Origin of the sequence: Massilia sp. Leaf139 (genome assembly GCF_001424165.1) — a bacterium.
GTDB lineage: Bacteria > Pseudomonadota > Gammaproteobacteria > Burkholderiales > Burkholderiaceae_D > Telluria.
The window spans coordinates 71,130-96,821 of sequence record NZ_LMOJ01000012.1; the positions used below are offsets into that span (position 1 = coordinate 71,130).

The window sequence follows — 25,692 nt, forward strand, 5'->3', positions numbered from 1 at the left end:
AGGTGCTAATAAAAAAGGCTCGCCGTCGTTAATTGATTCTTGAATATGAGCACCTGACAAAACAGCCAGGCTGTTTTGTCAGGTGCTCGAAGTGCGCATGCTAGGATTGCGGCGTCTCCCTTACATCGTGCCGACCGGGCAACACGGCGGGCAATTCTACCGCATGCTGCTCGTAGGAACGCTTTTACACCCGTGCCGAACCACCCGATGACCGAACCCTCCTCCGCATGCCCAGCCAACACTTCGCGCTTCTACCAACGCTGGATCGACGCAGCCCCCGGGCGTGAAGAGCGCGTCGCCCAGCTGGCCCAATTATCGCTGGCCTGTCCGGATTTCGGCGCGTTATTGGAGCACGAGCTGGCCGCCGGCATTCCCTTGCCGCGCGCCATGCGGCGCCTGCGCAACCTGCTGCTGGCCGCCCTGATCCGTCGCGAACTGGCAGGGTTCGCCAGCCTCGACGAGGTCGTCAGCGCCATGACCGGCCTGGCCGACTTCGCCATCCGCACCCACCTGGCCGACCTCATGGGCGAACTGGTGGCGGCGCACGGCATGCCGATGAGCGCCGAATCGGGCCGTCCCCAGGAGATGATGGTGCTGGCCATGGGCAAGCAGGGCGGCGGCGAGCTGAACGTCTCGTCCGACATCGACCTGATCTTCGTCTACCCGGAAGACGGCGAGACGGCGGCCGGCCCCGGCCAGCGCGAACTGTCGAACCACGAGTTCTTCGTCCGGCTTGGACGGCGCCTGATCGGCGCGCTGTCGGAAGTGATCGAGGACGGTTTCACCTTCCGGGTCGACATGGCCCTGCGCCCGAACGGCAATTCCGGGCCGCTGGCGGCCAGCCTCAACATGGTCGAGGAATACCTGATCGTCCAGGGCCGCGAATGGGAGCGCTATGCCTGGGTCAAGGCGCGCGCCGTAACCGGGGCGCCCGAGGACATCGCCGCGCTCGACGCCATCGTGCGGCCCTTCGTGTTCCGGCGCTACCTCGATTTCGGCGTGATCGACGCCTTGCGCAACATGCATGCCCAGATCCGCGCCGAAGTGAAGCGCCAGGAACGCCTGCATCCGGATCGCAGCAACAACGTCAAGCTCGGGCGCGGCGGCATCCGCGAAATCGAATTCCTGGCCCAGGTGTTCCAGCTGATCCGCGGCGGGCGCGATCCGGCCCTGCGCGAACGCTCGACCCGCCTCACCCTGCGCCTGCTGGCCGAGCGCGAGCTGATGACGGCGGAGACGGTCGAGCGCCTGCTGGCCGCCTATACTTTTCTCCGCAACCTGGAGCACCGGCTGCAATACCTGGACGACGCCCAGACCCACACCCTGCCGGCGAACGAGGCCGACCGCCTGCTGGTGGCGCGCATGATGGGCTTGGCGGACGTGCCGACTTTGCTCGCCCGCCTCGAGGGACAACGCGCCTTCGTCGCCGCGCAGTTCGACGACATGTTCGCCGACAAGAGCGCGCCGCCAGGCGAGGAGCGCGCCGAACTCGACGCCATCGCCGCCGATCCCGAGGCGCTGGCCGCGATCGCCGCTCACTTGACGACCCTCGGCTTCGAGGAGCCGGCCGCCAACGCGCGCCGCCTGGCCGCGACCTGGGGCGCACCGCGCCTGCAAAGCCTGCCCGATGCCAGCCGCGCGCGCCTGCTGGCCCTGGTCAACCAGGCGCTGCCGCTGGTGGCGACCGTCGTACAGGAGGCCGGTGTCGGCAGCCACGGGGCGACGCTGGGACGCCTGCTCGACTTCCTGGAAGCGATCGCGCGCCGCTCGGCCTACCTGGCGCTGCTGTCGGAATACCCGCACACGCTGGAGCGCGTGATCCGCATGATGCATGCCAGCGGCTGGGCCGCCACCTTCCTCACCCTGCACCCGATCCTGCTCGACGAGCTGCTCGACGACCGCGGCGGCATCGACGAGCCGGCACAGCTGTCGGCCAGCCTCGACGCGAAGCTGGAAGAAGCCGTGGGCGATACCGAACGCCAGCTCGACATCCTGCGCGAGACCCACCACGCCCAGCAGTTCCGGCTGCTGGCCCTCGACCTGGCCGGCGAACTGACGGTCGAGCGCCTGGCCGACCACCTGTCGGCGCTGGCCGACGTCATCGTCGCCGCCACCGTGCGCTGGGCCTGGAAGACGGTGGCCACGCGCCACCGCGACGACCCGCGCTTCGCCGTCATCGCCTACGGCAAGCTAGGCGGCAAGGAACTGGGCTATGTGTCGGATCTCGACGTCATCTTCCTGTACGACGACGAGGACGACATGGCGCCCTCGAACTACGCCAAGCTGGGCCAGCGCTTCATCACCTGGATGACGGCGCATACCCCGGCCGGCATCCTGTTCGACATCGACACCGCGCTGCGCCCGGACGGCGCCAGCGGCATGCTGGTCAGCTCGCTCGCCGCCTTCGAGCGCTACCAGCACAACGCGGCCTGGGTCTGGGAGCACCAGGCCCTTACAAGAGCCCGCTTCTGCGCCGGCGACGCCGCCATCGGCGCCCGCTTCGAGGCCATCCGCGAAGCCGTGCTGCGGCGCGACCGCGCTACCCAGGCCGAGGAATTGAAGGCGGAAGTGCTCAAGATGCGCCAGCGCATGCACGAGGCCTACCCGAACCGCACCGCCCTGTTCGACCTGAAGCAGGATGCGGGCGGCATGATCGACATCGAATTCATCGTCCAGTACCTGGTGCTGCGCTATTCCTGCCAGCATCCCGAGCTGACGGCGAACGTCGGCAACATCGCCCTGCTGCACCGGAGCGCCGGTCTGGGGCTGATCGACCCGAGCCTGGCCGCCGGCGCAGCCGACGCCTACCGCACCATGCGCAAGCGCCAGCACCAGCTGCGCCTGCAGGGCATGGATCTCCCGCGCGTACCACCGGCGCAACTGTCCACCCAGCGTGAACATGTGACGGCTTTGTGGACGAGCATTTTTTCGTAAATCTTTTTCGCGTCCTGCTTCCGGAATAAATGCTGCGGGTGCACATTGCACCCCGCGAGCAGGGCCGTATTTACCTGAACAAAATCCATTGCAGTGCAGCAATTAACATTGTTTGTTCAATTGTATGCTTTATGCAACATATTTACGGTCTATACAATTGACACCAAGCGAATGAGAGTGTCTTATGTGCAAGTCTCGCCGAACACATCAATACTTCAGCGAACTCTCACGTCCCACGTAGCGTTATCGCGTGGGACGTTGTTTGTATGAGATATGCCGCAGACGACACCAGAAAATTTTTCCATTGGAGAATTCATGCATCAACGTACTAAAATCGCCGTAGCCGTCACCCTGGCCATGAGCGCGATGTCGGCTTTCGCACAGACCGCCGAACCAGTCTCGGCAGCACCAGCCGCCGACTCTATGCAGAAAGTGGAAGTCACCGGTTCGCGCATCAAGCGCGCAGCCGCTGAAGGCTCGCTGCCGATTACTGTCGTCACCCGCGCACAGCTGGAAGACAGCGGCCAGACCACCCTCGCCGAATTCATCCGTACCTCGACCTTCTCGACCACCGGTCAGTTCCGTCCACAGTCGGGCTCGTCGGCTCAGGCATGGTCCGGCGCCAACCTGCGCGGTCTGGGCAGCTCGCGTACCCTGGTGCTCGTCGATGGCCGTCGCGTCGCCAAGGCACCGAACGTCGGTGATGCAGCCGACATGAACTCGATCCCGATGGCTGCTGTCGAGCGCATCGAAATCCTGACCGACGGCGCTTCGGCGATCTACGGTTCGGAAGCGATCGGCGGCGTCATCAACATCATCCTGCGCAAGGACTTCGACGGCGTCTACGCCATGGTCGGCAAGACCAACCCTGAGATCACCGGCGGCGACCGTGAAGAAGCATCGGTGCTGTTCGGCCTGACCGGCGAAAAAGGCCGCTTCATCGCCGGCGCATCGCGCACCTCGCGCGACATCATCTACGTGCGCAACTACCCATGGGGCGCGGCTAAGGGCGCATCCTCGTACGGCAACGCCTTCTACGCGGCTGCCGACGACGGCGCCGGCGGCACCTTCCCGAACATTTCGGCAGCGGGCTTCCGCGGCAATGCCGGTGCATGTACCGACGCCGAGCGCGGCTTCTATGTCGCCGCCAACGGCCGTTGCGTCTACGACTTCAACCTGGTTGCAGCCGATGAAGCCGCCACCGCGACCAAGTCGGTCTTCGCCCGCGCCGAGTACAACATCTCGCCGGACTTCACCGCTTACCTGAACGCGTCGAACACCAACAACACCAGCTTCGGCCGCTTCGCGCCGGTGCCGGATTCGATCCTGGTCAATGCAGGCAGCCCAGGCAACATTTCGCGCACCCCTGATCAGGACGTCTACCTGGCGCACCGCTTCGCCGCCGCCGGCAACCGCGACACCAGCACCGACGGCAACCTGACCGACATGACCGTCGGCATCAAGGGCACGGTCGCAGGCTTCGACGTCGACGTCGGCGCACGCCGCACCGTCTCGAAGATCGTCGAAACCGGCCGTGGCTTCGTCGTCAAGGGCCTGGCAACCACCGCCATCAACAGCGGCGCCTACAACATCGCCAACCCGTTCGCGAACAGCGAACAGGTGCTGCGTTCGATCACCACGACCACCGGCCGTGACTCGAAGTTCGCCCAGTCGGAAATCTACGCAACCGCCACCCACGACCTGTTCGCGATGGCCGGCGGCACCTCGGCCTTGTATGTGGGCGCCGAGCACCGCAAGGAAGTCTATGCCGACATCTACGACTCGCTGAGCGAAGCCGGCGAAGTCCTGGGTTCGTCGGGTAACTCGGCATCGGGCGACCGCAAGGTCGACGCCGTCTCGGCCGAATGGACCCTGCCGTTCACCAAGACCATCGAGGGTAACCTGGCCGCCCGTTACGAGAAATACTCGGACTACGGCAGCGACTTCTCGCCACGCGCATCGGTTCGCTGGGCGCCAACCCGTACGATCACCCTGCGTGCTTCGGTCAACCGCGGTTTTGCTGCGCCATCGCTGCCGCTGATCACCTCGAAGCCATCGTTCTCGGCAGATGCCGTGATCGACGAGCGCCACTGCCTGGCTGACGGTGGCTACACCGCCGCCGAGTGCGTGACCGAGCCGTTCCAGATCAACGGCCTGCGTATCGCCAACCCGAACCTGACGTCGGAAAAATCGAAGCAGTTCAGCTTCGGCGGCGCCTGGGACGTGAGCAACGCGCTGACCATCAAGGCTGACTACTGGAACACCGAGATCACCGACGTCCTGTCGTTCATCGATGCCCAGACCCTGGTCAACCGCGACAACGGCGAAGATTCGCGTCCAGTCCCGGCCGGCCTGTCGGTTCGCCGCGCTGCCAACGGCACCATCCTGCAGGTGGTCAGCGGCACGACCAACGAAGGTATCCTGAAGTACTCGGGTATCGACGCCGCCGCGACCTTCACCCACCGTTACGCCACCCTGGGCCGCTTCCGTCACGACCTGCAGATCTCGCGCATGCTGAAGGCCGAGACCAACGGCGTCGACTTCAACGGCGACTTCGGCCAGCCGAAGCAGCGTATCACGCTGAACAACAGCTGGGCTGTGAGTGCGATGGGCCTGTCGGGCATCGACTTCTCGTACAACATCAACGTCATCGGCAAGAACGGCAAGGAAGACGAAGAACTGCGCGTCGGCAGCTATGTCACCCACGACGTCCAGCTGACCTACGCTCCATCGTTCCTGAAGGGCTTCAAGGCCAGCATCGGTGCCGTCAACGTCGGCGGCCGTCTGCCGACCCTGGTCACCGACGACACCAAGCCGTTCAACTACGATCTGTTCGACGCATACGGCCGTCAGGTCTACTTCCGTCTGGAACAGAAGTTCTAAGGTTTCGGCCTGAGAAACAGCAGGGACAGGCAGCATCGTCCCTGAGTTGACAAGCCGCAGCGATCTTTTTCGCTGCGGCTTTTTTAATGTCTTTCCCGTTGCCGATTTCATCGCTGCCATGACCATTTCACGCCTGTTGCACACGGCCGCCGCCGCGCTCGCCTTCGCCGCCGCCGCTCCCGCCGCCGCCGCCCCGATTCCCGTCCAGGATTTCTTCCGTCCCGCCGCCGCCGTCACGCCGCGCCTGTCCCCGAACGGCGACAAGATCGCGCTCCTGATCCCGGCCCCCGATGGCCGCACGACCCTGGCCGTGGCCGACATCGCCACGCCGACCCGCTTCACCGGCATCGCCCACTTCGGCGACGCCGATATCAACCGCTTCGGCTGGATCAACAAGAACCGGCTCTGGTTCGACGCCATCGACCAGCAAGCCACCGCCGGTGACCAGCTCGGCAACGGCCTGTTCGCAGTCGATGCCGACGGCAGTGCGTTTGCCAAGGTGATCGAGCGCAAGCGCGAGGAAAACCGCCCCGTCAACGTCAGCCGCGCACTCCAGGGCGACCGCCATCTTTTCCTCCAGGCCGCCAACGACGGCAGCGACGACGTCTTCGTCCAGCATTACGAGTGGGTCGGTCAAGGCCTGCCGCTCGACAGCAGGCTGCTGCGCGTGAACACGAAGACGCGGGACGCGCGCAACATCACACCGGTCGGCTCCCCCTCGGGTGTCGCCACCTGGATCATCGACCAGAGCGGTCAGCCGCGCGTGGCGGTCGCCGGCAGCCAGAAGGCCGAACAGACCATCTACTGGCGCAACCCGGCCACCAACGCCTGGGTCAAGATCGCCACCAACAAATCATACGAACCGAACGGCACCAGCTACGAACCGCTGGCGGTCGACTTCGACGGCCAGTTGTTCGCCGTGGCCACCGATCCGGCCAGCGGCGACGCCCAAACGGATGCCCTGTTCCGGATGCAGCTGCAAGACGGCGCCAAGTTGCCGGCCGAGCCGATCCTGCGCCTTGCCGGCTATGATTTCGACGGCGAAGTCCTGTTCGACACCGCCACCCGCAAGACCTCGGGCGTGATTTACACGTCCGACGCGAAAGGCGCGGCCTGGTTCGATCCGGCCCTGCGCGCCGACCAGGAAGCGATCGACAAGCAGCTCGACGGCACCGTCAACCTGTTCGATTGCGCACCTTCCTGCAGCAGCGCGCGCCACTTCGTCGTCACTTCCTATTCCGACCGCCAGAGCCCGGTCTATTTCCTGTACGAGCGCGCCACCCGCAAGCTGCAGCTGATCGCCTCCAGCCGCCCCTGGCTCGATTCGGCCAAAATGGCCGAGCAGGACTTCGTGCGCATCAAGGCACGCGACGGCCTCGAGTTCCCGGTGCTGGTGACACGCCCGCAGGGCAAGGGCCCGTGGCCGACCGTGGTGCTGGTGCACGGCGGCCCGAACGTGCGCGGCGAGGAATGGGGCTTCGCGCCCGACACCCAGTTCCTGGCCTCGCGTGGCTACTTGGTGATCCAGCCCGAATTCCGCGGCAGCCAGGGTTACGGCAACGCCCTATTCCGCGCCGGCTGGCGCCAGTGGGGCCTGGCCATGCAGGACGACGTCACCGACGCTACCCGCTGGGCCATCGCCCAGGGACTGGCCGACCCGAAACGGATCGCCATCGCCGGCGCCAGCTATGGCGGCTATGCCGCCATGATGGGCCTGGTAAAGGAACCGGCGCTGTACCGCGCCGGCATCAACTGGGTCGGCGTGACCGACATCGGCCTCATGTACGAGATCGGCTGGGGCGACTTCATGGGCAGCAAATGGATGGAATTCGGCATGCCACGGCTGATCGGCCACCAGACCCGCGACGCCGAGCAGTTCCGCACTACCTCGCCGCTGCAGCAGGCGGCGCGCATCACCCAACCGGTGCTCATGGCCTATGGCGAGCTCGACTTTCGCGTGCCGCTGCCGCACGGCACCAAGCTGCGCAATGCCCTGGCTGCGAGCGGCAACAAGAACGTCGAATGGGTCGAATACGAGGGCGAGGGCCACGGCTGGATGCTCCTGAAGAACAAGGTCGACTTCTGGAGCCGTGTAGAAACCTTCCTCGGCAAGAACCTGAAATAGAATAGTGCTTTACGGCGGCGCGCCTCACGAGGGCGCGCCGCCCTCCCCCTGTAGAAAAGGAACCACATGAACACCACCCTGTCCCGCCTCGCCTCCCTCGTCCTCGCCTGCGCCCTGCCGCTCGGCGCCGTCCATGCCGCAGGCCAGTCGAGCCCGGCCCCCGCCAAGGGCGCCGCCGTCAAGTCCGGCCCCGTCAACGACGACGCCAAGCGCCGCGGCAAGGGCGACCGCATCATGACGAAAGACGAGCTGCGCGCCTGCATGCGCCTGAAAGACAGCAACGAGGCCCGCACCACGGAAATCGAACGCCGCCAGTCCGAGCTGGACAAGGAACGCGAGGCGCTGGTGAACGCACCGGCACCTGGTGCGGAGGCGCGCGCCGCGGTCGACGTCAAGCTGGCCGCAGTGAAGCAGGCCGACGCCGCCTATGCCGCCTATGGCAAGAAGGTCGAGGACTGGAATGCGCGCATGGCCGAATTCGAGGCGCGCGCAAAAGAAATGCGCAACGCCGACCGCCGCCGCGAAGTGCTCAAGCAGGAGCAGATCGCGCTCAAGAAGGACGAAGGGCAGCTCCTGGCCGAGCGCGAGGCCGCGATCGCCGCCTACGAGGCCTCGGTCAAGGAAGCCAACGCCCAGCTGTCCCAGGGCGACGGCGGCAAGGCCGAATGGAACAAGAAGAGCGCCGCCCTGGCCGCCGACGAGCAGGCCTTGTCCGCCTCGCGCAGCAAGTGGGCCAGCGAATGCGGCAGCCGCCGCTTCCGCGAAGACGACGAAACCGCGATCAAGGCCGGCAAGTGAACGCATACTCCGCTCCTGGAAGCGCCGCCGCGGTGCGTTCCGCGCTGGCGCGCGCCCACCAGCACCTGGCCGACAGCAACGTCCTGTCGGCCGAGCTGGAACTGCGCGCCGTGGTCGAGCAGGCGCCGGACTGCGCCGAAGCCTGGCTGCTGCTGTCGGAACTGGCGGGCGGGCGCGGCGACACCGCGCGCGCCCGCGAGTGCATCGACGCCGCCGCGCGCCATGCTCCCGGCGTGGCGGCGGTCGCGCTGCAGCGCGCCCAATTGCAACTGGCGTCCGGCGAGCCGCAGGACGCCGTCGCCACCCTGGCCGAGCTGCTGGCGCGCCAGCCGAAGCAATACGTCGGCTGGCTGCTGCTGGGCCAGGCCTTCGAGGTGGCGGGCCGCCACGAACTGGCCCTGCGCGCCTGGTCGCAGGGCCTGCGCCACGGCCAGGCCGCGGGCCAGCTGATGGGCATGGCCAGCACGCCGCCGGCCTTCCGTCCGGTGATCCAGCAGATCATCGCCCAGGTCAACGCCGAGCTGTACGGGCCGGCCATCGCCGGCTTCGAGCGCATGCGCGCGCAGTTCGGCGCCAGCGAGCTGACCCGCCTGGAACACGCGCTCGCGGTGTATCTCGGCGCGCGCCAGGACGGGCCGAAGAATCCGCACCAGAAGCCGAAATTCCTCTACTTCCCCGGCCTGCCGGAAGGCCCCTACCACGATCCCTTCCTGCATCCATGGACGAGCCGCCTGGTCGACAGCTTCGACGCCATCCGCGCCGAGGCGCTGGCGGTGCTCGAGGCCGACGCCGGCATCGAGGAATTCCTCCAGTTCGCTCCCGGCCAGAGCCGCGCCGGCTATCTCGGCGGCGCCGGCAGCAAGCCTTCCTGGGACGCGTTCTTCTTCTACCGCCACGGCAAGCGCTACGAGGAGAACCACGCACGCTGCCCGGTGACGTCGAAGCTGCTCGACAGCATCGAGCTGTGCGAAGTCGCCGGCCAGGCGCCGGAAGTGTGCTTCTCGGTGCTGCAGCCCGGCACCGACATCCTGCCGCACCACGGCGTGACCAACACCCGGCTGGTGCTGCACCTGCCGCTGGTGGTGCCGCCCGGCTGCGCGCTGAACGTGCGGGGCGGCGGCGAGCACGTCTGGCGCGAGCGCGAGCCGATGATGTTCGACGACACCTTCGAACACGAAGCCTGGAACCGCTCGGATCGCCAGCGCATCATCCTGCTGATGGATTGCTGGAATCCGCACCTCACCGAAGCCGAGCGCATCGCCACGAAGCACGTGGTCGAGCTGATCAGCGTGGCGGAGAACTTCACGCCGGCCGACCTGGAGACGGCGGCGACCGCCCTGCGCGGATGATCCCGGTTGCACGACACCACGGCCCGCGGCCGGCATGCTTGCCGCCTGCGGGCTTTTTCAATTGATTCGACGCAGTTTCCTGTATGCGAAGGTGGCGGCGAAGCGCCTCGGGTATCATGCACGATTCGCGCGGTTCCTCCGCGCTCATGTGAATCGACTATGGCAATCAAACTCAAGAACGACAAGGACATCGCGAAGATGCGCGTGGCCGGCAAAATGGCCGCCGAGGTACTGGACATGATCGGGGAATTCGTCGTTCCCGGCGTCTCCACCGAAGAACTCGACCGCCGCTGCCACGAGTACATCCGCAAGGTGCAGAAGGCAACGCCGGCCAATGTCGGCTACCACGGCTTCCCGAAGACCCTGTGCACCTCGGTCAATGGCGTGGTCTGCCACGGCATCCCGAGCGACAAGGAAATCCTCAAGGATGGCGACATCGTCAATATCGACGTCACCGTGATCAAGGACGGCTGGCACGGCGACACCAGCCGCATGTACTACGCCGGCACTCCCAGCCCTGAAGCGAAGCGCCTGGTCGACACCACCTACGAATGCATGATGGCCGGTATCCGCACGGTGCGTCCCGGCGCGCGCCTGGGCGACGTCGGCCATGCCATCCAGAAGCTGGCCGAGGCTGCCGGCTATTCGGTTGTGCGCGACTACTGCGGCCACGGCATCGGCCGCGTCTACCACGAAGACCCGCAGGTGCTGCACTACGGCCGCCCGAACACGGGCCTGCTGCTCAAGGAAGGCATGACCTTCACCGTCGAACCGATGATCAACGCCGGCGACGACGAAGTGGCCCAGTTGGATGACGGCTGGACCGTGGTCACGCGCGACGGCTCGCTGTCGGCCCAGTGGGAACACATGATCGCCGTCACCGCCAACGGCTTCGAAATCCTGACGCCGTGGCCGCGCTGATTTTTCTATTATTGTTCTGATCGTCCCTGCCGGCGCCGCGCTCGCGGCGCCCTCCCCCTCCCGCTTTCCCGTATTTCCTGCCGTCCAGGATTTAACAATTGTCCAGACGCGCGTCCTTCAAAATCTCCGTCTTTACGTCAATACGTTCTCTTCTACATGTATATACAGCGCAACTTTCCTCAATTTACATATTTCTAAGGATTAGTTGTTTAATCTATACAAATGAACATTTTTTTTCGTAAATGAATTGTGTGACTTGACTGTGACAATCTCAACATTCAAATTGACTATTGAGACATGTTGCAAGCTCAAGCTTTGCCAAGATGGTTCATCAATGAAATCGGAGATATTTTGAAACTACATCGTGTTTGTAACAAAACCGCGCTGGCCGTCGCTGTGACGCTGGCGTGCGCGCACATGGCGCAGGCCCAGCAACAGCCTGCGGCCGACCAACCGATCCAGAAGGTGCTGGTCACCGGTTCGAACATCGCCAAGATCGATGCCGAAACCGCGATGCCGGTCACCGTCATGCGCCGCGAAGACATCGTGCGCACCGGCGCCAATTCGGTCACCGAACTGCTCAACACCCTGACCGCGTCGACCGGCAGCCTGACCGACATCGGCGGCAGCAACTCGTTCGCCGGCGGCGCCTCCTCGGCGTCGCTGCGCAACCTGGGCAAGCAGTCGACCCTGGTGCTGCTGAACTCGCGCCGTGTGGCGCCTTACGCCCTGGCCGACTACAACGAAGTCTTCACCAACCTCGACTCGCTGCCGCTGGACGCAATCGAGCGCGTCGAAGTGCTGCGTAACGGCGGCTCGGCCGTGTACGGCTCGGACGCCGTCGCCGGCGTCATCAACATCATCACCCGCGGCGACTTCCAGGGCGTGCAGCTGAAGGCCACCCAGGACCAGTCGCTCAAGAACAGCGAATTCCGCACCCGCAGCGCCAGCATCACCGGCGGCCTGGGCGACTTCGGCAGCGACGGCTACAACGTGCTGGCCAACGTCGAAGTGTTCAAGCGCGATCCGGTCATGTGGCGTTCGGTCGTCGACGACATCAACCCGGCCTACGGCGAGAAGTTCAGCACCGTCGCACCGGGCAGCGGCCGCATGTTCGGCGACCGCGGCGCACCGTCCTCGTTCAGCTACCCAGGCAACATCCTCGGCTACGCCGGCGGCGGCGGCCCGGTGCCTGGCTGCACCACGGTGGCTGCGGGCCTGTGCCAATATGACCGCTTCTCGCGCTTCCAGGCCATCCCTGAAGCCGAGCGCGTCAATGCCCTGGTATCGGGCAAGCTGCGCATCAGCGACACGGTCGACGCCTTCGCCGAAGTCCTGCTTTCGAGCACCAAGACCACCTACCAGAGCGCCTTCCCGACCTACGACTCGACCGCCGCCGACACCGTCTGGGGCAACCCGGTCACCGGCGAACGCCTGAGCTTCACGTCGCTGTCGCTGCCGGCTACCCATCCGCTCAATACCCTGGGCGAACCGGCCGGCCTGCGTTACCGCTTCGCCGATTCCGGCGGCAGCGAAGCCGTCAAGAGCTCGCAATACCGCGCCCTGACCGGCCTGAAGGGCTCGTTGAACCAGTACGACTGGGAAACCGCTGTCGGCGTCATGGGCAGCCGCACCAAGTCGCGCGGCCGCGGCACCTTCAGTGCCAGCGGTTTCAAGCAAGTCATCGGCGACTACTCGCAGTACGATGCCGACTACACCCCGCTCGACCCGAACTTCTTCAACCGCGGCTACGTGATCGGCGGCCAGAACTCGCCGGAAGTGCTCAACACCCTGTTCCCTGAATACGGTTACGACGGCAAGATCACCCAGACCTTCATCGACGGCAAGATCAGCGGTGAAGTCGCCAAGTGGGGCGACCGTTCGATCAGCGCCGCAGTCGGCGGCGAACTGCGCCACGAGAAGTTCGAGATCAGCCCGACCGCCAACCTGCTCGCCGGCGACATCGTCGGCAACGGTTCGGCCACGGCCGATGCCAAGCGCATGACCGGTGCGGCTTTCGCCGAAGTCAACATCCCTGTGACCAAGACCTTCGAAGTCACCGGCGCCGCCCGCCTCGACAAGTACGAGGACTTCGACGCCCACGTGTCGCCGAAGCTGGCCTTCCGCTGGGAAGCGAGCAAGCAGCTGCTGGTTCGCGGTACCGTCGAATCGGGCTTCCGTGCACCGAACCTGACCGAAAGCGCCCAGTCGAGCAAGTTCGCCTTCGATAACGGCGTCGTCGACCCACGCCGCTGCCCGCAAGCCTTGGCCCTGGCCAAGGATCTGCGCGCACGTGCCGGTGGCCTCGCCAGCAGCGATCCGAACTACGCCCTGCTCAACGCCCGCGCCGACACCGTCGAAGGCGATGAATGCGCCGCCGGCGTGTTCAGCAACGTCCGCAACAACCCGGATCTGGCGCCGGAAACCTCGCGCAGCGCCACGCTGGGCCTGGTCTTCGAGCCGGTCAAGGGCTACAGCGTCGCCTTCGACTACTGGCGCATCGAGCGCAAGGACGAGATCGGCCTGAAGAGCACCGACGACCTGCTGGCCGCCGAAGCGGATCAGCCTGCCGGCGTCATCGAGCGTGCGGCCCTGTCCAGCGACAAGACCTTTACCGCTGCCGAACAGGCGCAATACGGCGTCACCACCGGTTCGCTGGTCGGCACCTCGGGCATGTTCGAGAACGTGTCCAAGACCAAGACCAGCGGTTTCGACCTGACCGGTTCGGCGCGCTTCCGCACCGCCTACGGCCGTGTCAACGTCGACGCCAACGCGACCTTCCTGACCGACCTGCGCTTCTACAGCACCACGCTAGGCGGCTATGGCGACAACCTGGCAGGCCGTTACGGCGCACCGAAGATCGTGGCCAACACCACCGTCTCGCTGGACTCGGGCAACTTCTCGAACGCCCTGCGCGCCAGCTACAACAAGAGCACGCAACTGCGCGGCGACTTCTTCGACGACAGCTACACCGTCGAAGGTTGCGCAGATCGCGGCTGGGCCGAATCGGAGTGCCGTGTCGGTTCGTACGTGCGTTGGGATTACACCCTGGCCTACCGTGGCCTGAAGGGCTGGACCCTGACCGCCTTCGTGCGCAATATCTTCGACCACCGTCCACCGGTCGACCTGCGCAGCTTCTCGAGCGGCGGCGGCGGCGTGATCCCGCAAAGCTACGAAGACGTGCAGGGCCGCAGCCTGCGCCTGACCGCGGAATACCGCTTCTGATCGTCTCGCTGATTGGTCGATAAAAAAAGGCGGGTGCCATTGGCACCCGCCTTTTTTCATGCCGCTACGCTTACGCGGGCATCAGAAGCCGTATTCCGCCGACAGCTTGATCGAACGCGGACGCAGCGCATAGCCGCCACGCAGGTCGACCGGGCCCGAGGCCAGCAGCAGGTTACGCACGTTCATCGACAGGCGCAGGTTCTTGATCCCGGTGTAGGTCAGGTTCAGGTCGGTACGCACGTCGTCGCGGCGCCAGCACGGGAATTCCCCGGTCGGCTTGATGCGCGACTGGCAGCCGGCCTGGTTCCAGGTCGCGACGTCGGTCTCGTCGAAGTTCAGCTGGGTTTCCGAGCTGCGGTGCACGCGCACCGAGGTGGCGAAATCGCCCTTCTTCCACAGTGCGCTCAGCACCGACACCAGGCGCGGCGTGCCGCGCAGGGCGACCGTGTTCGGGCGGTACTTGCCGGCGCTCACGTCCCAGGCTCGATAGCTCAGGGCCCAGGTGTTCATCAGGCCCAGATTGAAGGTGCCCCAGCTACCCCAGTTCCAGCGGGTGGCGATGTCGACGTCCACACCCGAGGTTTCGGTCTTGCCGAAGTTCTCGTAGTTGAGCAGCAGCGACTGGATGTTACCCGCCGTGAAGCCCAGGTTCGCACCTGGACGCAGTTCGTTGGCGCGCGCGGCCAGGCGGCGGTCGGTATCGCTGACCGGGTTGCGCACGATGAGCGCCTGGTATTCCGGCGTGTCCTCGCGCTGCAGCACGTACGAGACGGCACGGTAGGCGATCTCGTCGCGGCGTTCGATCTTCCAGTAGTCGACCGCGACGTTGATGTTCTTGGTCGGCTCCAGCACGAAGCCCGCAGTCAGGCTGCGCGAGGTTTCCGGTTCCAGATCCGGGCTCGACGAAATCATCGCCGGCACCGAGGTCAGGCAACCCGAGTTATAGGCGGTCGTCGCATCGTTCCTGTCGTTGGTGTTACCGGTACGCAGCGCGTCGCGGATCGCGATGGCCGCGTCGCAGCGCTTCGGATCGAAGGTGCTGTTGAAGAAGCCGGTCAGGCCGACCTTGCCCAGCGTTTCCGGGATGTTCGGGGTACGGAAACCACCGGCAGCGGTACCACGCAGCAGCACTTGCGGAATCGCGCGGTATTGCACGCCCAGCTTCGGCGACACGTGCGAATCGAAGCCTTCGCTCTTGTCCAGGCGTACGCCGGCCTCGAGCGTCAGTTTCCTGGTCAGCGGCGCTTCCAGTTCGCCGTACACGGCTTGCATGGTGCGCGCGCCGTCGATCCACAGCGAGCCGCGGCCGATGATCTCGGCGTTGACGACGTTGTCGGTCGAGCGGATGTACATGTTCTCGCGGCGCACTTCGCCGCCGAGGGCGAAGGACAGCGGGCCGCCGCCGAGCTGCATCAGCGAGCCGCTGAGCTTGGCATCGACGAAGTTCTGCGACAGGTCGGCGTTCGTGCCGATCTGCGGGAACATGCGCGCCAGCAGTTCCTGGCTGTTCGGGCCGCCGATCTTGTACTCGCCGCTCGCCACCGCGTTCGGCATCGCCGTGCGGTGCGCGCCGCGGTCGCGCGACTCGGCGTCGGCGCCGATGCGCCCGCCCGCGACTTCCCATTCCCAGCCATTGGCGAAGCTGCCCTGCAGGCCGGCCATTACGCGGTACTGGTTGGCGACCGACGGGCTGACCCACATGTCCAGGTCGTCCATGAAGCGGTAGTCGATGCCGACCGGGAAGCTGTATGGGTTGGCCGGGTTGCCCACTGCCAGCTTCGGCTTGTTGACCGACTGCGAAGTCTTGGTATTGCCGTCGAACCAGTTCGTTGGCGAACCAGCCGAGTTTGCGTAAGGCAGGCCGCGGTAGGTGGTCTCGGTGCGCGAATAGGACGCTTCGGCGAAACCGCTGATGCCGGGCACGACCTTGAAGCGGGCCTGGCTGAAGAAGTTGACGCGCTCGGCAGGATCCGACCAGGGCGTGATGCCGGTCAGGTCGCTGGTGCACAGGCCGCCCGCGTTGATGCGCTCTTTCGGGCAGCTGGCCACGGCCTGGCGCACGGCGGCGCGGCCGCCCGCTGCCGGCTCGTTCAGGTTGCCCGGGAAGGACAGCAGGCTCGGATCGCCGAAGGCCGGGCTCACGTACTGGCGGTGCCAGGCCGGGTAGTAACGGATCACGTCCGACTGCATGTAGCCCTTGCGGCGGTAGGCTTCGACGGTGGCGAAGACGTTGTAGCCGTCTTCTTCGAGGTCGCCGAAACCGCCGACGATGGCGGCCGTGTCCTGGCCGCCGAAATCGTGGCTCTGGTTGCGCTCGACGTTGGCGCTCAGGCGCACGCCTTCGAAGGTGGTGCGGGTGATGATGTTGATGACGCCAGCCATCGCGTCCGAACCGTAGACGGCGGAGGCGCCATCCTTCAGCACTTCGACGCGCTCGATGATGTCGGCCGGGATGGCGTCGACGTTGACGAAGACTTCCTTGCCGCCGTCGGCAAAGGCGTAGTTCGAAACGCGGCGGCCGTTGACCAGCACCAGCGTGGCAGCCTTGCCCAGGCCGCGCATCGACGCGCCCGAAGCGCCGCGGGCGAAGCTGGTCGAGCTGCCGTCGTCGCGCAGGGTGCCCGTGTCGAATGCGGTCAGGGTGTCGAGCACCTGGCGCACGGTGTTGGCGCCGGTCGCCTTGATGTCTTCCCGGCGCAGCACGGTAACCGGCGAGGCGGTCTCGCCATCGATGCGCTTGATGTTCGAACCGGTCACCAGCACGCGCTGCATTTCCGGCGCGGGAGCCGGGGTGGCCGGCGTCGTCTGTGCCAGAACATGGGTACTGCCAAAGGCGAGCGCGACGGCGATAACGCCGCGCTTGACTACGAAGTGCTTATTCACTGTTGTGTCCCTATTTATATTTTTGACGATGTTTTAATGTATGTATGAATGCATACATTTTGATTCTGACAGGAACTAGTTATGAATTGAGCATCATTTGTAAATTTGCGAAAATTTTCACTAGTTAGTTGCGATTTGGTAACAGTGTTATAGACAAGTAAGTTTCCGTTCGTTGACTTTCGTCAAGGCTGCTGTTACGCCGACCAGGTGAAAAATGGACGAAAAAAAACCCGCCTTGCGGCGGGTTTTCATGTTGCCTGGAAGGCGAAGGATTACTTCGCGTTCATCAGTGCGACGGTGGTATCGAGCATGCGGTTCGAGAAGCCCCACTCGTTGTCGTACCACGACGAGACCTTCACCAGGCGGCCCGAGACTTTGGTCAGGGTGGCGTCGAAGTTCGACGATGCCGGGTTGTGGTTGAAGTCGACCGAGACCAGCGGTTCGGTCTGGTAGGTCAGGACGCCGCTCAGGGCGCCTTCCGAGGCCGACTTCATGATCGCGTTGACTTCGTCGACGGTGGTGTCGCGCTTGGCGATGAAGGTCAGGTCGACGATCGAGACGTTGATGGTCGGCACGCGGATCGCGAAGCCGTCCAGCTTGCCGTTCAGCTCAGGCAGCACCAGGCCGACCGCGGCGGCGGCGCCGGTCTTGGTCGGGATCATCGACTGGGTGGCCGAACGGGCGCGGCGCAGGTCTTCGTGCATCACGTCGGTCAGCACCTGGTCGTTGGTGTAGGCGTGGACGGTGGTCATCAGGCCGGTTTCCAGGCCGATGGCGTCGTGCAGCGGCTTGACCAGCGGGGCCAGGCAGTTGGTGGTGCAGGATGCGTTCGAAATGACGGTGTCGCTCGACTTGAGCACGTCCTGGTTCACGCCGTAGACGATGGTCGCGTCGACGTCCTTGCCGCCCGGTGCCGAGATGATGACTTTCTTGGCGCCGCCCTTCAGGTGGGCCGAGGCTTTCTCTTTGGTGGTGAAGAAGCCGGTGCATTCCAGCACGACGTCGACGCCCAGCTCGCCCCATGGGATTTCGGCCGGGTTACGCTGTGCGAACACGCGGATCGGATCGCCGTTGACGATCATGTTGTCGCCTTCGACCGTGACGGTGCCGGGGAACTTGCCGTGGGCGGTGTCGTAGCGGGTCAGGTGGGCGTTCGATTCGGCGTTGCCGAGGTCGTTGATCGCCACGATCTGGATGTCTTGCTTTTTGCCGCCTTCGTAGAAGGCGCGCAGGATGTTACGGCCGATGCGGCCGTAGCCGTTGATGGCAACTTTGATCGTCATTGCTTAGCTCCTGATTAGAAAAAAACTTTTTTCGACCTGCTCATATGGAAAAAGGCCGCCCGCAGGCAGCCTTATACAACATTACGCAGCGATCACGCCCTTGGCCTTGGCCACGACGTTCTCGACCGTGAAGCCGAAGTGCTTAAACAGCACCGGCGCCGGGGCCGATTCGCCGAAGGTATCGATACCGACGACGGCGCCTTCCAGGCCGACGTACTTGTACCAGAAGTCGGTGACGCCGGCTTCGATGGCCACACGTGGAATACCGCGGGTCAGGACAGACGCTTTATAGTCTGCGCTCTGGCGCTCGAACACGTCGGTCGACGGCATCGAGACCACGCGCGCGGCAATGCCCTCGCCCGCCAACGCATCGGCCGCCTTCATCGCCAGTTCGACTTCCGAACCGGTGGCGATCAGGATGACTTTCGCATCGGCCGCGTCGCGCAGCACGTAGCCGCCCTTGGCGACATTCGCCACGGCAGTGGCATCGCGCTCCATGAACGGCAGGTTCTGGCGCGAGAAGATCAGGGTCGACGGGCCGTCCTTGCGCTGCACTGCCGCGCCCCAGGCCACTTGCGATTCGACCGTGTCGCATGGACGCCAGTTGTCCAGGCCCGGGATCAGGCGCAGCGACGAGACGTGCTCGATCGACTGGTGGGTCGGGCCGTCTTCGCCCAGGCCGATCGAGTCGTGGGTGAACACGAACAGCGAGCGGATCTTCATCAAGGACGCCATGCGCAGGGCATTGCGGCTGTAGTCCGAGAAGGTCAGGAAGGTCGCGCCGAACGGGATGAAGCCGCCGTGCAGGGCGACGCCGTTCTGGATCGCGGCCATGCCGAATTCGCGCACGCCGTAGTTGATGTGGTTACCCGGGATGCCCGAACGCACGGCGACGATCTCTTTCCAGTTCGTCAGGTTCGAACCGGTCAGGTCGGCCGAGCCGCCCAGGAATTCCGGCAGGATCGGGGCCAGGGCCTGGATCGCGTTCTGCGATGCCTTGCGGGTGGCGATGGTTTCTTTCTTGTCGATGCAGGTAGCAATTGCCGCTTCCAGCACTTCATTGAAATTGCCCGGCAGCTCGCCCTTCATGCGGCGCTCGAATTCGGCGGCCAGCTCAGGGTGCTCGGCGCGGTAGGCGGCGAACATCGCATTCCAGCTGTTTTCAGCTTCCGCGCCGCGCGCTTTCGCGTCCCAGGCCTGGTAGATTTCGCCAGGAATGTCGAACGGGATCGGATCCCACACCAGGTGCTGGCGCACGGCCGCGATTTCCTTGTCGCCCAGCGGAGCGCCGTGGACTTTGTCGCCGCCTTCCAGGTTCGGGGCGCCCTTGCCGATGATGGTCTTGCAGCAGATCAGGGTCGGACGATCCGAGGTCTTCGCCTGCGCGATGGCGGCGGACACGGCTTCCACGTTGTGGCCGTCCACTTTTGGAATGACGTTCCAGCCGTAGGACTCGAAACGCTTCTGGGTGTCATCGGTGAACCAGCCTTCGACACGGCCGTCGATCGAGATGCCGTTGTCGTCGTACAGCCAGATCAGCTTGTTCAGACGCAGGGTGCCGGCCAGCGAGGCGACTTCATGCGAGATGCCTTCCATCAGGCAGCCGTCGCCCAGGAAGGCGTAGGTGTAGTGGTCGACGACCTCGAAACCCGGACGGTTGAATTCGTACGACAGCAGCCACTCGGCCAGCGCCATGCCGACGGCGTTGGCGATGCCCTGGCCCAGCGGGCCGGTGGTCGTTTCCACGCCCGGGGTGATGCCCACTTCCGGGTGGCCCGGGGTCTTCGAGTGCAGCTGGCGGAAGTCGCGGATGTCGTCCATCGACACGTCGTAGCCGGCCAGGTGCAGCAGCGCGTAATGCAGCATCGAGCCGTGGCCGTTCGAGAGCAGGAAGCGGTCGCGGTTCATCCAGCCGGGATTGGCCGGGTTGTGGCGGTAATGCTTGTCCCACAGGGCGACTGCGATTTCCGCCATGCCCATTGGCATGCCCGGGTGGCCGGAGTTGGCTTTCTGGACGGCGTCCATTGCCAGCGCGCGGATTGCGTTGGCCATCAGGGTCGTGGTTTGCATAGATGTCATGATCGGTAAGTCTGGAATGGGAGGCGGTGAGCCTTGAACAGGCCGTAACCCGATATTCTACCAGAGCCGTGCTGCCTAATAAAAAAGCGTTATCGCAAAATTGTGTGCTGCAAACGAAAAGGCGCTGTTAGCGTTAAGTGTGGAATCGTACCGAACGCCCCGCACCCAAGGCCGCGCGCAGCAGATCCTCCGGCGTGGCGATGCGGCCGCCGTCGAGCGCCCAGCGCCAGCCCAGGTAATTGCTCAGATAGCGGCTGGCCACGCCGCGAAACGGCAGCAGCCAGCCGCGCAGCCGGCTGTGATAGGCGTTGACGTTCTGCACGTGGATCGCGCCGCGCACCCGCACGCCGGCTTGTAAATTGACCGCTTCGTGCGTGATGCCCGCCCGGCGGGCGAAGCTGCGGTACGCCGCGTGGGCATCGCTCACCAGCAGCACGTCGCGTTCCAGGCGTGGCAACAGGTGCTGGTGCAATTGCGCATGCGTCAGCGCTCCTTTACCCGGTATCCAGTCGAGGGTTTGTCCGGTGCGGTCGCGTGCCACCAGGATGCACATCTGTTCATTGGAGATGCCGCGTTTTGTCGCTTTACCGCCGCGCTTGCGTGGAGCACGGTCGAGCTGGCGGGAGCCCTTGTGCGATTCGAGCATATACATCTCGTCAGCTTCGGCAATGCCCGCCAGGCACTGCGGGCGGTCGTGCTTGCTGACATCGAGGAAGCGGTGGCGCCAGCGAAAACTGGTCGCGCCGGCCACGCCATGGTCGGCGGCGCTGCGGCGGATGCTGCGCGAATCGAGCATGCCGCCCAGGTAGTCGAGCCAGCGGCCCTTGTGGCGCAGGCGCGCCAGGGCGGTACCGGTGAGCGCGTTGCAGGTGCGCCCGCAGTTCTTGCAGCGATAGCGCTGCAGGCCGTGGGCTCGGCCGTGCCGGTAGAGCTGCCGCGACTGGCAATGCGCGCACGCCAGTTCACGTGCCCTTGCGCTCTCGATGAGGCCGACCGCCTTGTCCAGTTCCACCGCCGGCCGCAACAGCGCCAACAAACGCTCGCGCTGTCGTCGGGTCAGCGCCTTCAGGTCGGTGAGGATTTGCTCGAACTTGCGTGCTTGCATGGCGCCTCCGGCTCGGTATGGATGAGCTTTGACCGCAGCCTTGCCAGGAGATTCCACACTTAATGCGAACAGCGCCACGAAAAATGGCGGACCGAAGTCCGCCATCGTCTTTACGGCAGGGCCAATGTTTAGAACTTGAACGAGGCGCCCAGGGTCACGTAACGTCCTACCGCGTCATAGCTTTGCGGGAAGGTGTTGCCGCTGTTCGGGCCGGTGCCGCCGATCGAGCCGCCGACGATCGGCGGTTTCTTGTTGGCTGCGTTGGTGACCGACAGGTTCACGCGCACGTTCTTGTTGATGTTCCAGTTCGCGTTCAGGTCGATGTAGTGGTAGGCATCGATGCTGGCGAAGGCCGGCAGGAAGTTGGTGCCGCCCGGCTCCTCGATCACGCCGCTGACATAGCGCCAGTTGTAGCCGACCGAGAAGGCGCCCACCGTCCAGTTGGTGCGCTGGTTGAACTTGCGCTTGTAGACCGGCGCCGACACGATGTTGTTGCAAGCCACGCTGTAATAGCCGAGGCAATCGCGTTCGACGGCCGTCGGGGTCGCGCGGAACTTGTAGCTGTTGACCTGGTTGGCACCCAGGCTGATGTCGAAGGTGCCGTAGCGGGTGTCAAGACCCAGCTTGTTGGCGGCCAGGCGGTAGGAGACGTTGACGTCCACGCCGCTGGTGCTTTGGGTGCCCAGGTTCGACAGTGGCGTCGACACGCCGCGCGCCTCGTTGCCGTTGAAGGTGCCGTTGATCGTGTTACGGCCGACCATGCCGCAGAACTCGTTGACGGCAAAGTTCGGATTCTGGCCGGCGTTGTAGCAGCGATCCAGGATGTCGGTGGTCGACGGCGACGAGACGGCGTCCTTGATGTCGATCTCGTAGTAGTCGACCGACAGCGCCAGGCGCGGCAGCGGCTCGAGCACGAAGCCGATCGTCTTGGTCTTGGCCGATTCAGGCCCCAGGGCCGGGTTGCCGCCGCTGAGGTTGTTGATCTGGCCCGAGGACGGCGCCGGCAGCGCACCGACTTCGCTCAGCGGCACGCCGGTCTGCACGCACAGGTTCGACAGCGTGCCGGCGCGGGCCGCATCGGCCTTGTTGATGTTCGCGCCCTGGCACGGGTCGGTGGCCAGGTTCGACAGGCCGGTGACGGCCGGTGCGAACAGCTCGTTCACGTTCGGCGCGCGGGTGGCCTTCTGCACCATGCCGCGTACGCGGAACATGTCGATCGGCGCCCACTCGCCGCCTGCCTTCCAGCTGCCGTAGTCGTTCTTGGCGGTGGCGGTGGAGAACTCGGTCTGGCGGTAGCCCAGTTCCATGTTCAGGGTGCGGACGAACGGCAGGTCGCGTGCGACCGGGATCAGCATCTCGACGGCATATTCCTTCAGCGAGAAGCGGCCCGAACGGTCAGGCGTCGGCGCGCCGGTGCCCAGCACTTCGCCCTGCAGCTGCGAGGCCGCGTCCGACTGGGTGCCGGCCGTGACCTTGCGCTGCTCGGCCAGCAGCGACATGCTGATCGGATCCTGCGCGAACGGGCTGCGGACGGTGGCGCCCAGGTTGCCCGAGAGCGACACGGAGGCCACGTCCTGCTTGACGCTCTGGTTCAGGAGCGCGCTGTTGTTGATGAAGGCGGCCTGGGCCGGGGTGATCGAGCCTTCGGCGCCGAACACGTTCAGCGGCACGCAGCCGTTGGTGTTGTTGACGCAGGTGGTCGTGTTGAGCGCGTTCAGCGCCTGCGTGACCTTGGCCAGCGAACCCCAGTTGCGGCGCTGCTGGGCCTGGTCGGCGGTGCCGCGGCTCCAGTAGGCGTCATACGTCCAGTCGTAGGCGATGTCGCCCTTCAGGCCGATGGTGTACTGCAGGGTCTTGTTGTCGAAGTCGTTGAAGCGCGGGCCGAGTTCGGTGAAGCGGCGGTTGACCAGCAGCGGCACGACCGTGGCGTTGCCGGCCACGCAGTTGGCGGCCGGGATGCCGCGCCGCTGGCAGAGCTGCTCGCGCGCGGCCTGCGGGATGTACGGATTGCCGATCGGGACATTGAAGGTGTTGCCGAAGGTGCCGGTCGAGGCCAGGGCCGAGGCGACCTTGCTGTTGGTGGCGAAGACTTCGGTATAGGCTTCCGCGTAGTCGTTGATCTTGTAGTTCGCCATCGCCGTCGCCTGGGTGCGGTTCAGGCCGGTTACATAGTAGTTCGGCGGATTGGTGTTGTAGAGCTGCGCCGGCTGCACCAGACGGCCGGTGGCCGGGTCGATCTGCCACGAGCCCGACAGCACGTCGGGGTTGCCGGCGGTGCCGGCGCTGGTCGAGAACGCGGCGGGCACGGTCGTGCCCGAACCGGTCGGTGCGCCCGTCACCGAGTTCAGGCTGGTGATGCCGTAAGGACGCTCGCCCTGGGTCAGCGGATCGGCCTTGGTCTTGCCGATGCTCAGCACGACATTGCCGCGGCCGCCGTCGAGGTTGGCGCCCATGGTGACGTCGGTGCGCTGGCGCTTGGCGTCGTGCTGGTCGGCCGTCATGCCGTAGGAGGTGGTGACGTCCACGCCGGTGAAATTGCGGCGCAGGTTGAAGTTGGCCACGCCGGCGACGGCGTCGGCGCCGTACACCACCGAGGCGCCGCCCGTCAGGATATCGACACGGCTGAGCAGCGCCATCGGCACCGAATTGGTGTCGACCGTGCCGCCGAGGCTGAAGGGAACGAGGCGGCGGCCGTTGACCAGCACCAGGGTGCGGTTGGTGCCGAGGCCGCGCAGGTCGATCGTTGCGGCGCCCGCGGTGCCGTTGTTCGTGGCCGGGCCGATGGCCGGCACGGCGGCCGGCAGCGACTTGAAGAACTCTTCCACTGCCACCGGCTGCGTCGAGCGGATCTCTTCCGCGGTCACCGACGAAATCGGGCTGTTCGAATTGAAGCCGGGCGCCGTCAGGCGGGTACCCGTTACTTCGACCACCGCCGGTTTCTGTTCCTGGGCCCAGGCTCCCGCACTCAGGCCGGCCAGTACGGCGCCGGAAAACATCAGGCGGACGGATCGCGATAAAACTTTCTCTTTAGTCATTATTATAGTTCCTCGAATTGAACAACATCGACGCGGTCGATCCGGGTAGGGTCGGCGCGCCGCTCCCAACGCAAAATGGCTCCGGCATGTAGCAAATAAATTGCCGCATACATATTTTTGCTTAGGAGATATGACCATTTTGTATTGACGGCTGTCAATACACGAAGAATGACTTTTTCGTAAATACAACAACTGCAAAATATGTATTACGAAGAATTCAAATATGCATGCTTGGCGCATGGTTGGCCGCGCCCTGCCGGCGCTTTACAATTGCGCCCTTCCCTCATTCATGCGCAGGAATTCCATGCCCCGTTTTTATTGTCCCCAGCCGCTTGCCGCGGGCGCCATCGTCGACCTGCCGGAAGCGGTGGCACATCACCTGCACGTGGTGCGCATGCAGCCCGGCGACGCGCTGACCCTGTTCGACGGCCGCGGCGGGCAATATAAGGCCCGCCTGCTCGACAGCGGCAAGAAGCGCGCAAGCGCGCAGGTCGGGGAACACGAGGCGCGCGAGGCCGAGCTGCCCTATGCGATCACGCTGGCGCAGGGCCTGCCCGAGGGGTCGAAAATGGACTGGATCATCGAAAAGGCGGTCGAGATGGGCGTGGCGGCAGTGCAGCCGCTGGCGGCGCGGCGCAGCGTCGTGCGTCTGTCGGGCGAGCGCCTCGACAAGCGCCACGCGCACTGGCAAGGGGTGATCGTGGCCGCCTCCGAGCAGTGCGGGCGCAACCGGCTGGCGCAGCTGGCGCCGCTGGCGGAGTTCGAGCGCTACCTCGCTAAGGGGGACACGGCGCCGCGCCTCCTGTTCTCGCCGCGCGCCACCCAGTCGCTGGCCGATTGGGCGCGGGCGGCGGGGCCGCAGGCGCTGACGCTGCTGATCGGGCCGGAGGGTGGCTTCAGTGCGGAAGAAGAGCAGGCGGCGATCGACGCCGGCGCGCTGGCGCTGTCGCTGGGGCCGCGCGTGCTGCGCACGGAGACGGCGGGCATTGCGGCGGTGGCGGCGCTGAATGCGGTGTGGGAAGGCTAGACGTTCATCGATAGGCAAGTCGAAAAAAAACGGCCCCTCGGGGCC

13 protein-coding genes are annotated in these 25,692 nt (G+C 65.1%); 8 read left to right on the forward strand and 5 right to left on the reverse strand.

The window, feature by feature from the left end; translation table 11 throughout:
• The first annotated feature begins 207 nt into the window (after positions 1 to 207).
• The 7 genes from glnE (at position 208) to ASF77_RS09040 (ending at position 14,235) form a co-directional block, all read left to right on the forward strand.
• Positions 208 to 2,934 carry a bifunctional [glutamate--ammonia ligase]-adenylyl-L-tyrosine phosphorylase/[glutamate--ammonia-ligase] adenylyltransferase gene (glnE, locus tag ASF77_RS09010; protein ID WP_056337898.1) on the forward strand — a complete coding sequence of 909 codons (2,727 nt, stop codon included), beginning with the start codon at positions 208 to 210 and terminating at the stop codon, positions 2,932 to 2,934.
• Between the two features lie 315 nt (positions 2,935 to 3,249).
• On the forward strand, positions 3,250 to 5,817 hold the full coding sequence (locus tag ASF77_RS09015) for a TonB-dependent siderophore receptor (RefSeq protein ID WP_162244843.1): 2,568 nt from the start codon (positions 3,250 to 3,252) through the stop codon (positions 5,815 to 5,817).
• Between the two features lie 118 nt (positions 5,818 to 5,935).
• Positions 5,936 to 7,942, forward strand: coding sequence for a S9 family peptidase (locus ASF77_RS09020; protein ID WP_056339008.1), 2,007 nt, complete (start codon positions 5,936 to 5,938; stop codon positions 7,940 to 7,942).
• Between the two features lie 66 nt (positions 7,943 to 8,008).
• Positions 8,009 to 8,740 carry a hypothetical protein gene (locus ASF77_RS24525; RefSeq protein ID WP_056337903.1) on the forward strand — a complete coding sequence of 244 codons (732 nt, stop codon included), beginning with the start codon at positions 8,009 to 8,011 and terminating at the stop codon, positions 8,738 to 8,740.
• Positions 8,737 to 10,089: an aspartyl/asparaginyl beta-hydroxylase domain-containing protein gene (locus ASF77_RS09030; RefSeq protein WP_162244844.1), complete on the forward strand. Its 1,353-nt coding sequence runs from the start codon at positions 8,737 to 8,739 to the stop codon at positions 10,087 to 10,089. The genes ASF77_RS24525 and ASF77_RS09030 overlap by 4 nt, the downstream gene beginning before the upstream one ends.
• Positions 10,090 to 10,248: 159 nt before the next feature.
• Positions 10,249 to 11,010 (forward strand): type I methionyl aminopeptidase, encoded by a 762-nt coding sequence (gene map / locus ASF77_RS09035; protein ID WP_056337909.1) that lies wholly within the window; start codon positions 10,249 to 10,251, stop codon positions 11,008 to 11,010.
• A 351-nt stretch (positions 11,011 to 11,361) separates the two neighbouring features.
• The gene (locus ASF77_RS09040; RefSeq protein ID WP_162244845.1) at positions 11,362 to 14,235 is read left to right on the forward strand and encodes a TonB-dependent receptor domain-containing protein; all 2,874 of its coding nucleotides are present in this window, start codon (positions 11,362 to 11,364) and stop codon (positions 14,233 to 14,235) included.
• Between the two features lie 81 nt (positions 14,236 to 14,316).
• On the opposite strand, the gene ASF77_RS09045 is transcribed toward ASF77_RS09040, so the two are convergent.
• The 5 genes from ASF77_RS09045 to ASF77_RS09065 form a co-directional block, all read right to left on the reverse strand.
• Positions 14,317 to 17,118: a TonB-dependent siderophore receptor gene (locus ASF77_RS09045; protein WP_056337913.1), complete on the reverse strand. Its 2,802-nt coding sequence runs from the start codon at positions 17,116 to 17,118 to the stop codon at positions 14,317 to 14,319.
• Positions 17,119 to 17,390: 272 nt separating this feature from the next.
• Entirely contained in the window at positions 17,391 to 18,401 is a 1,011-nt protein-coding gene (gap, locus tag ASF77_RS09050) for a type I glyceraldehyde-3-phosphate dehydrogenase (RefSeq protein WP_056337923.1), read from the reverse strand.
• An 81-nt stretch (positions 18,402 to 18,482) separates the two neighbouring features.
• On the reverse strand, positions 18,483 to 20,480 hold the full coding sequence (tkt, locus tag ASF77_RS09055; RefSeq protein WP_056337925.1) for a transketolase: 1,998 nt from the start codon (positions 20,478 to 20,480) through the stop codon (positions 18,483 to 18,485).
• A 133-nt stretch (positions 20,481 to 20,613) separates the two neighbouring features.
• Positions 20,614 to 21,585 carry an IS1595 family transposase gene (locus ASF77_RS09060; protein ID WP_056337927.1) on the reverse strand — a complete coding sequence of 324 codons (972 nt, stop codon included), beginning with the start codon at positions 21,583 to 21,585 and terminating at the stop codon, positions 20,614 to 20,616.
• 128 nt (positions 21,586 to 21,713) lie between these two features.
• Positions 21,714 to 24,620 carry a TonB-dependent receptor domain-containing protein gene (locus ASF77_RS09065; RefSeq protein WP_200934156.1) on the reverse strand — a complete coding sequence of 969 codons (2,907 nt, stop codon included), beginning with the start codon at positions 24,618 to 24,620 and terminating at the stop codon, positions 21,714 to 21,716.
• Positions 24,621 to 24,924: 304 nt separating this feature from the next.
• Here ASF77_RS09065 and ASF77_RS09070 point away from each other — a divergent pair, with 304 nt between their 5' ends.
• Entirely contained in the window at positions 24,925 to 25,647 is a 723-nt protein-coding gene (locus tag ASF77_RS09070) for a 16S rRNA (uracil(1498)-N(3))-methyltransferase (RefSeq protein ID WP_056337932.1), read from the forward strand.
• Positions 25,648 to 25,692 lie beyond the last annotated feature (45 nt).

What these genes read in the sequence shown, in the direction of transcription:
- ASF77_RS24525 (WP_056337903.1), top strand. Translation starts at nt 8,009, where the DNA reads ATGAACACCACCCTGTCCCGCCTCGCCTCCCTCGTCCTCGCCTGCGCC.
- map (WP_056337909.1), top strand. Translation starts at nt 10,249, where the DNA reads ATGGCAATCAAACTCAAGAACGACAAGGACATCGCGAAGATGCGCGTG.
- tkt (WP_056337925.1), bottom strand. Translation starts at nt 20,480, where the DNA reads ATGACATCTATGCAAACCACGACCCTGATGGCCAACGCAATCCGCGCG.
- ASF77_RS09015 (WP_162244843.1), top strand. Translation starts at nt 3,250, where the DNA reads ATGCATCAACGTACTAAAATCGCCGTAGCCGTCACCCTGGCCATGAGC.
- glnE (WP_056337898.1), top strand. Translation starts at nt 208, where the DNA reads ATGACCGAACCCTCCTCCGCATGCCCAGCCAACACTTCGCGCTTCTAC.
- ASF77_RS09020 (WP_056339008.1), top strand. Translation starts at nt 5,936, where the DNA reads ATGACCATTTCACGCCTGTTGCACACGGCCGCCGCCGCGCTCGCCTTC.
- ASF77_RS09070 (WP_056337932.1), top strand. Translation starts at nt 24,925, where the DNA reads ATGCCCCGTTTTTATTGTCCCCAGCCGCTTGCCGCGGGCGCCATCGTC.
- ASF77_RS09060 (WP_056337927.1), bottom strand. Translation starts at nt 21,585, where the DNA reads ATGCAAGCACGCAAGTTCGAGCAAATCCTCACCGACCTGAAGGCGCTG.
- gap (WP_056337923.1), bottom strand. Translation starts at nt 18,401, where the DNA reads ATGACGATCAAAGTTGCCATCAACGGCTACGGCCGCATCGGCCGTAAC.
- ASF77_RS09065 (WP_200934156.1), bottom strand. Translation starts at nt 24,620, where the DNA reads ATGACTAAAGAGAAAGTTTTATCGCGATCCGTCCGCCTGATGTTTTCC.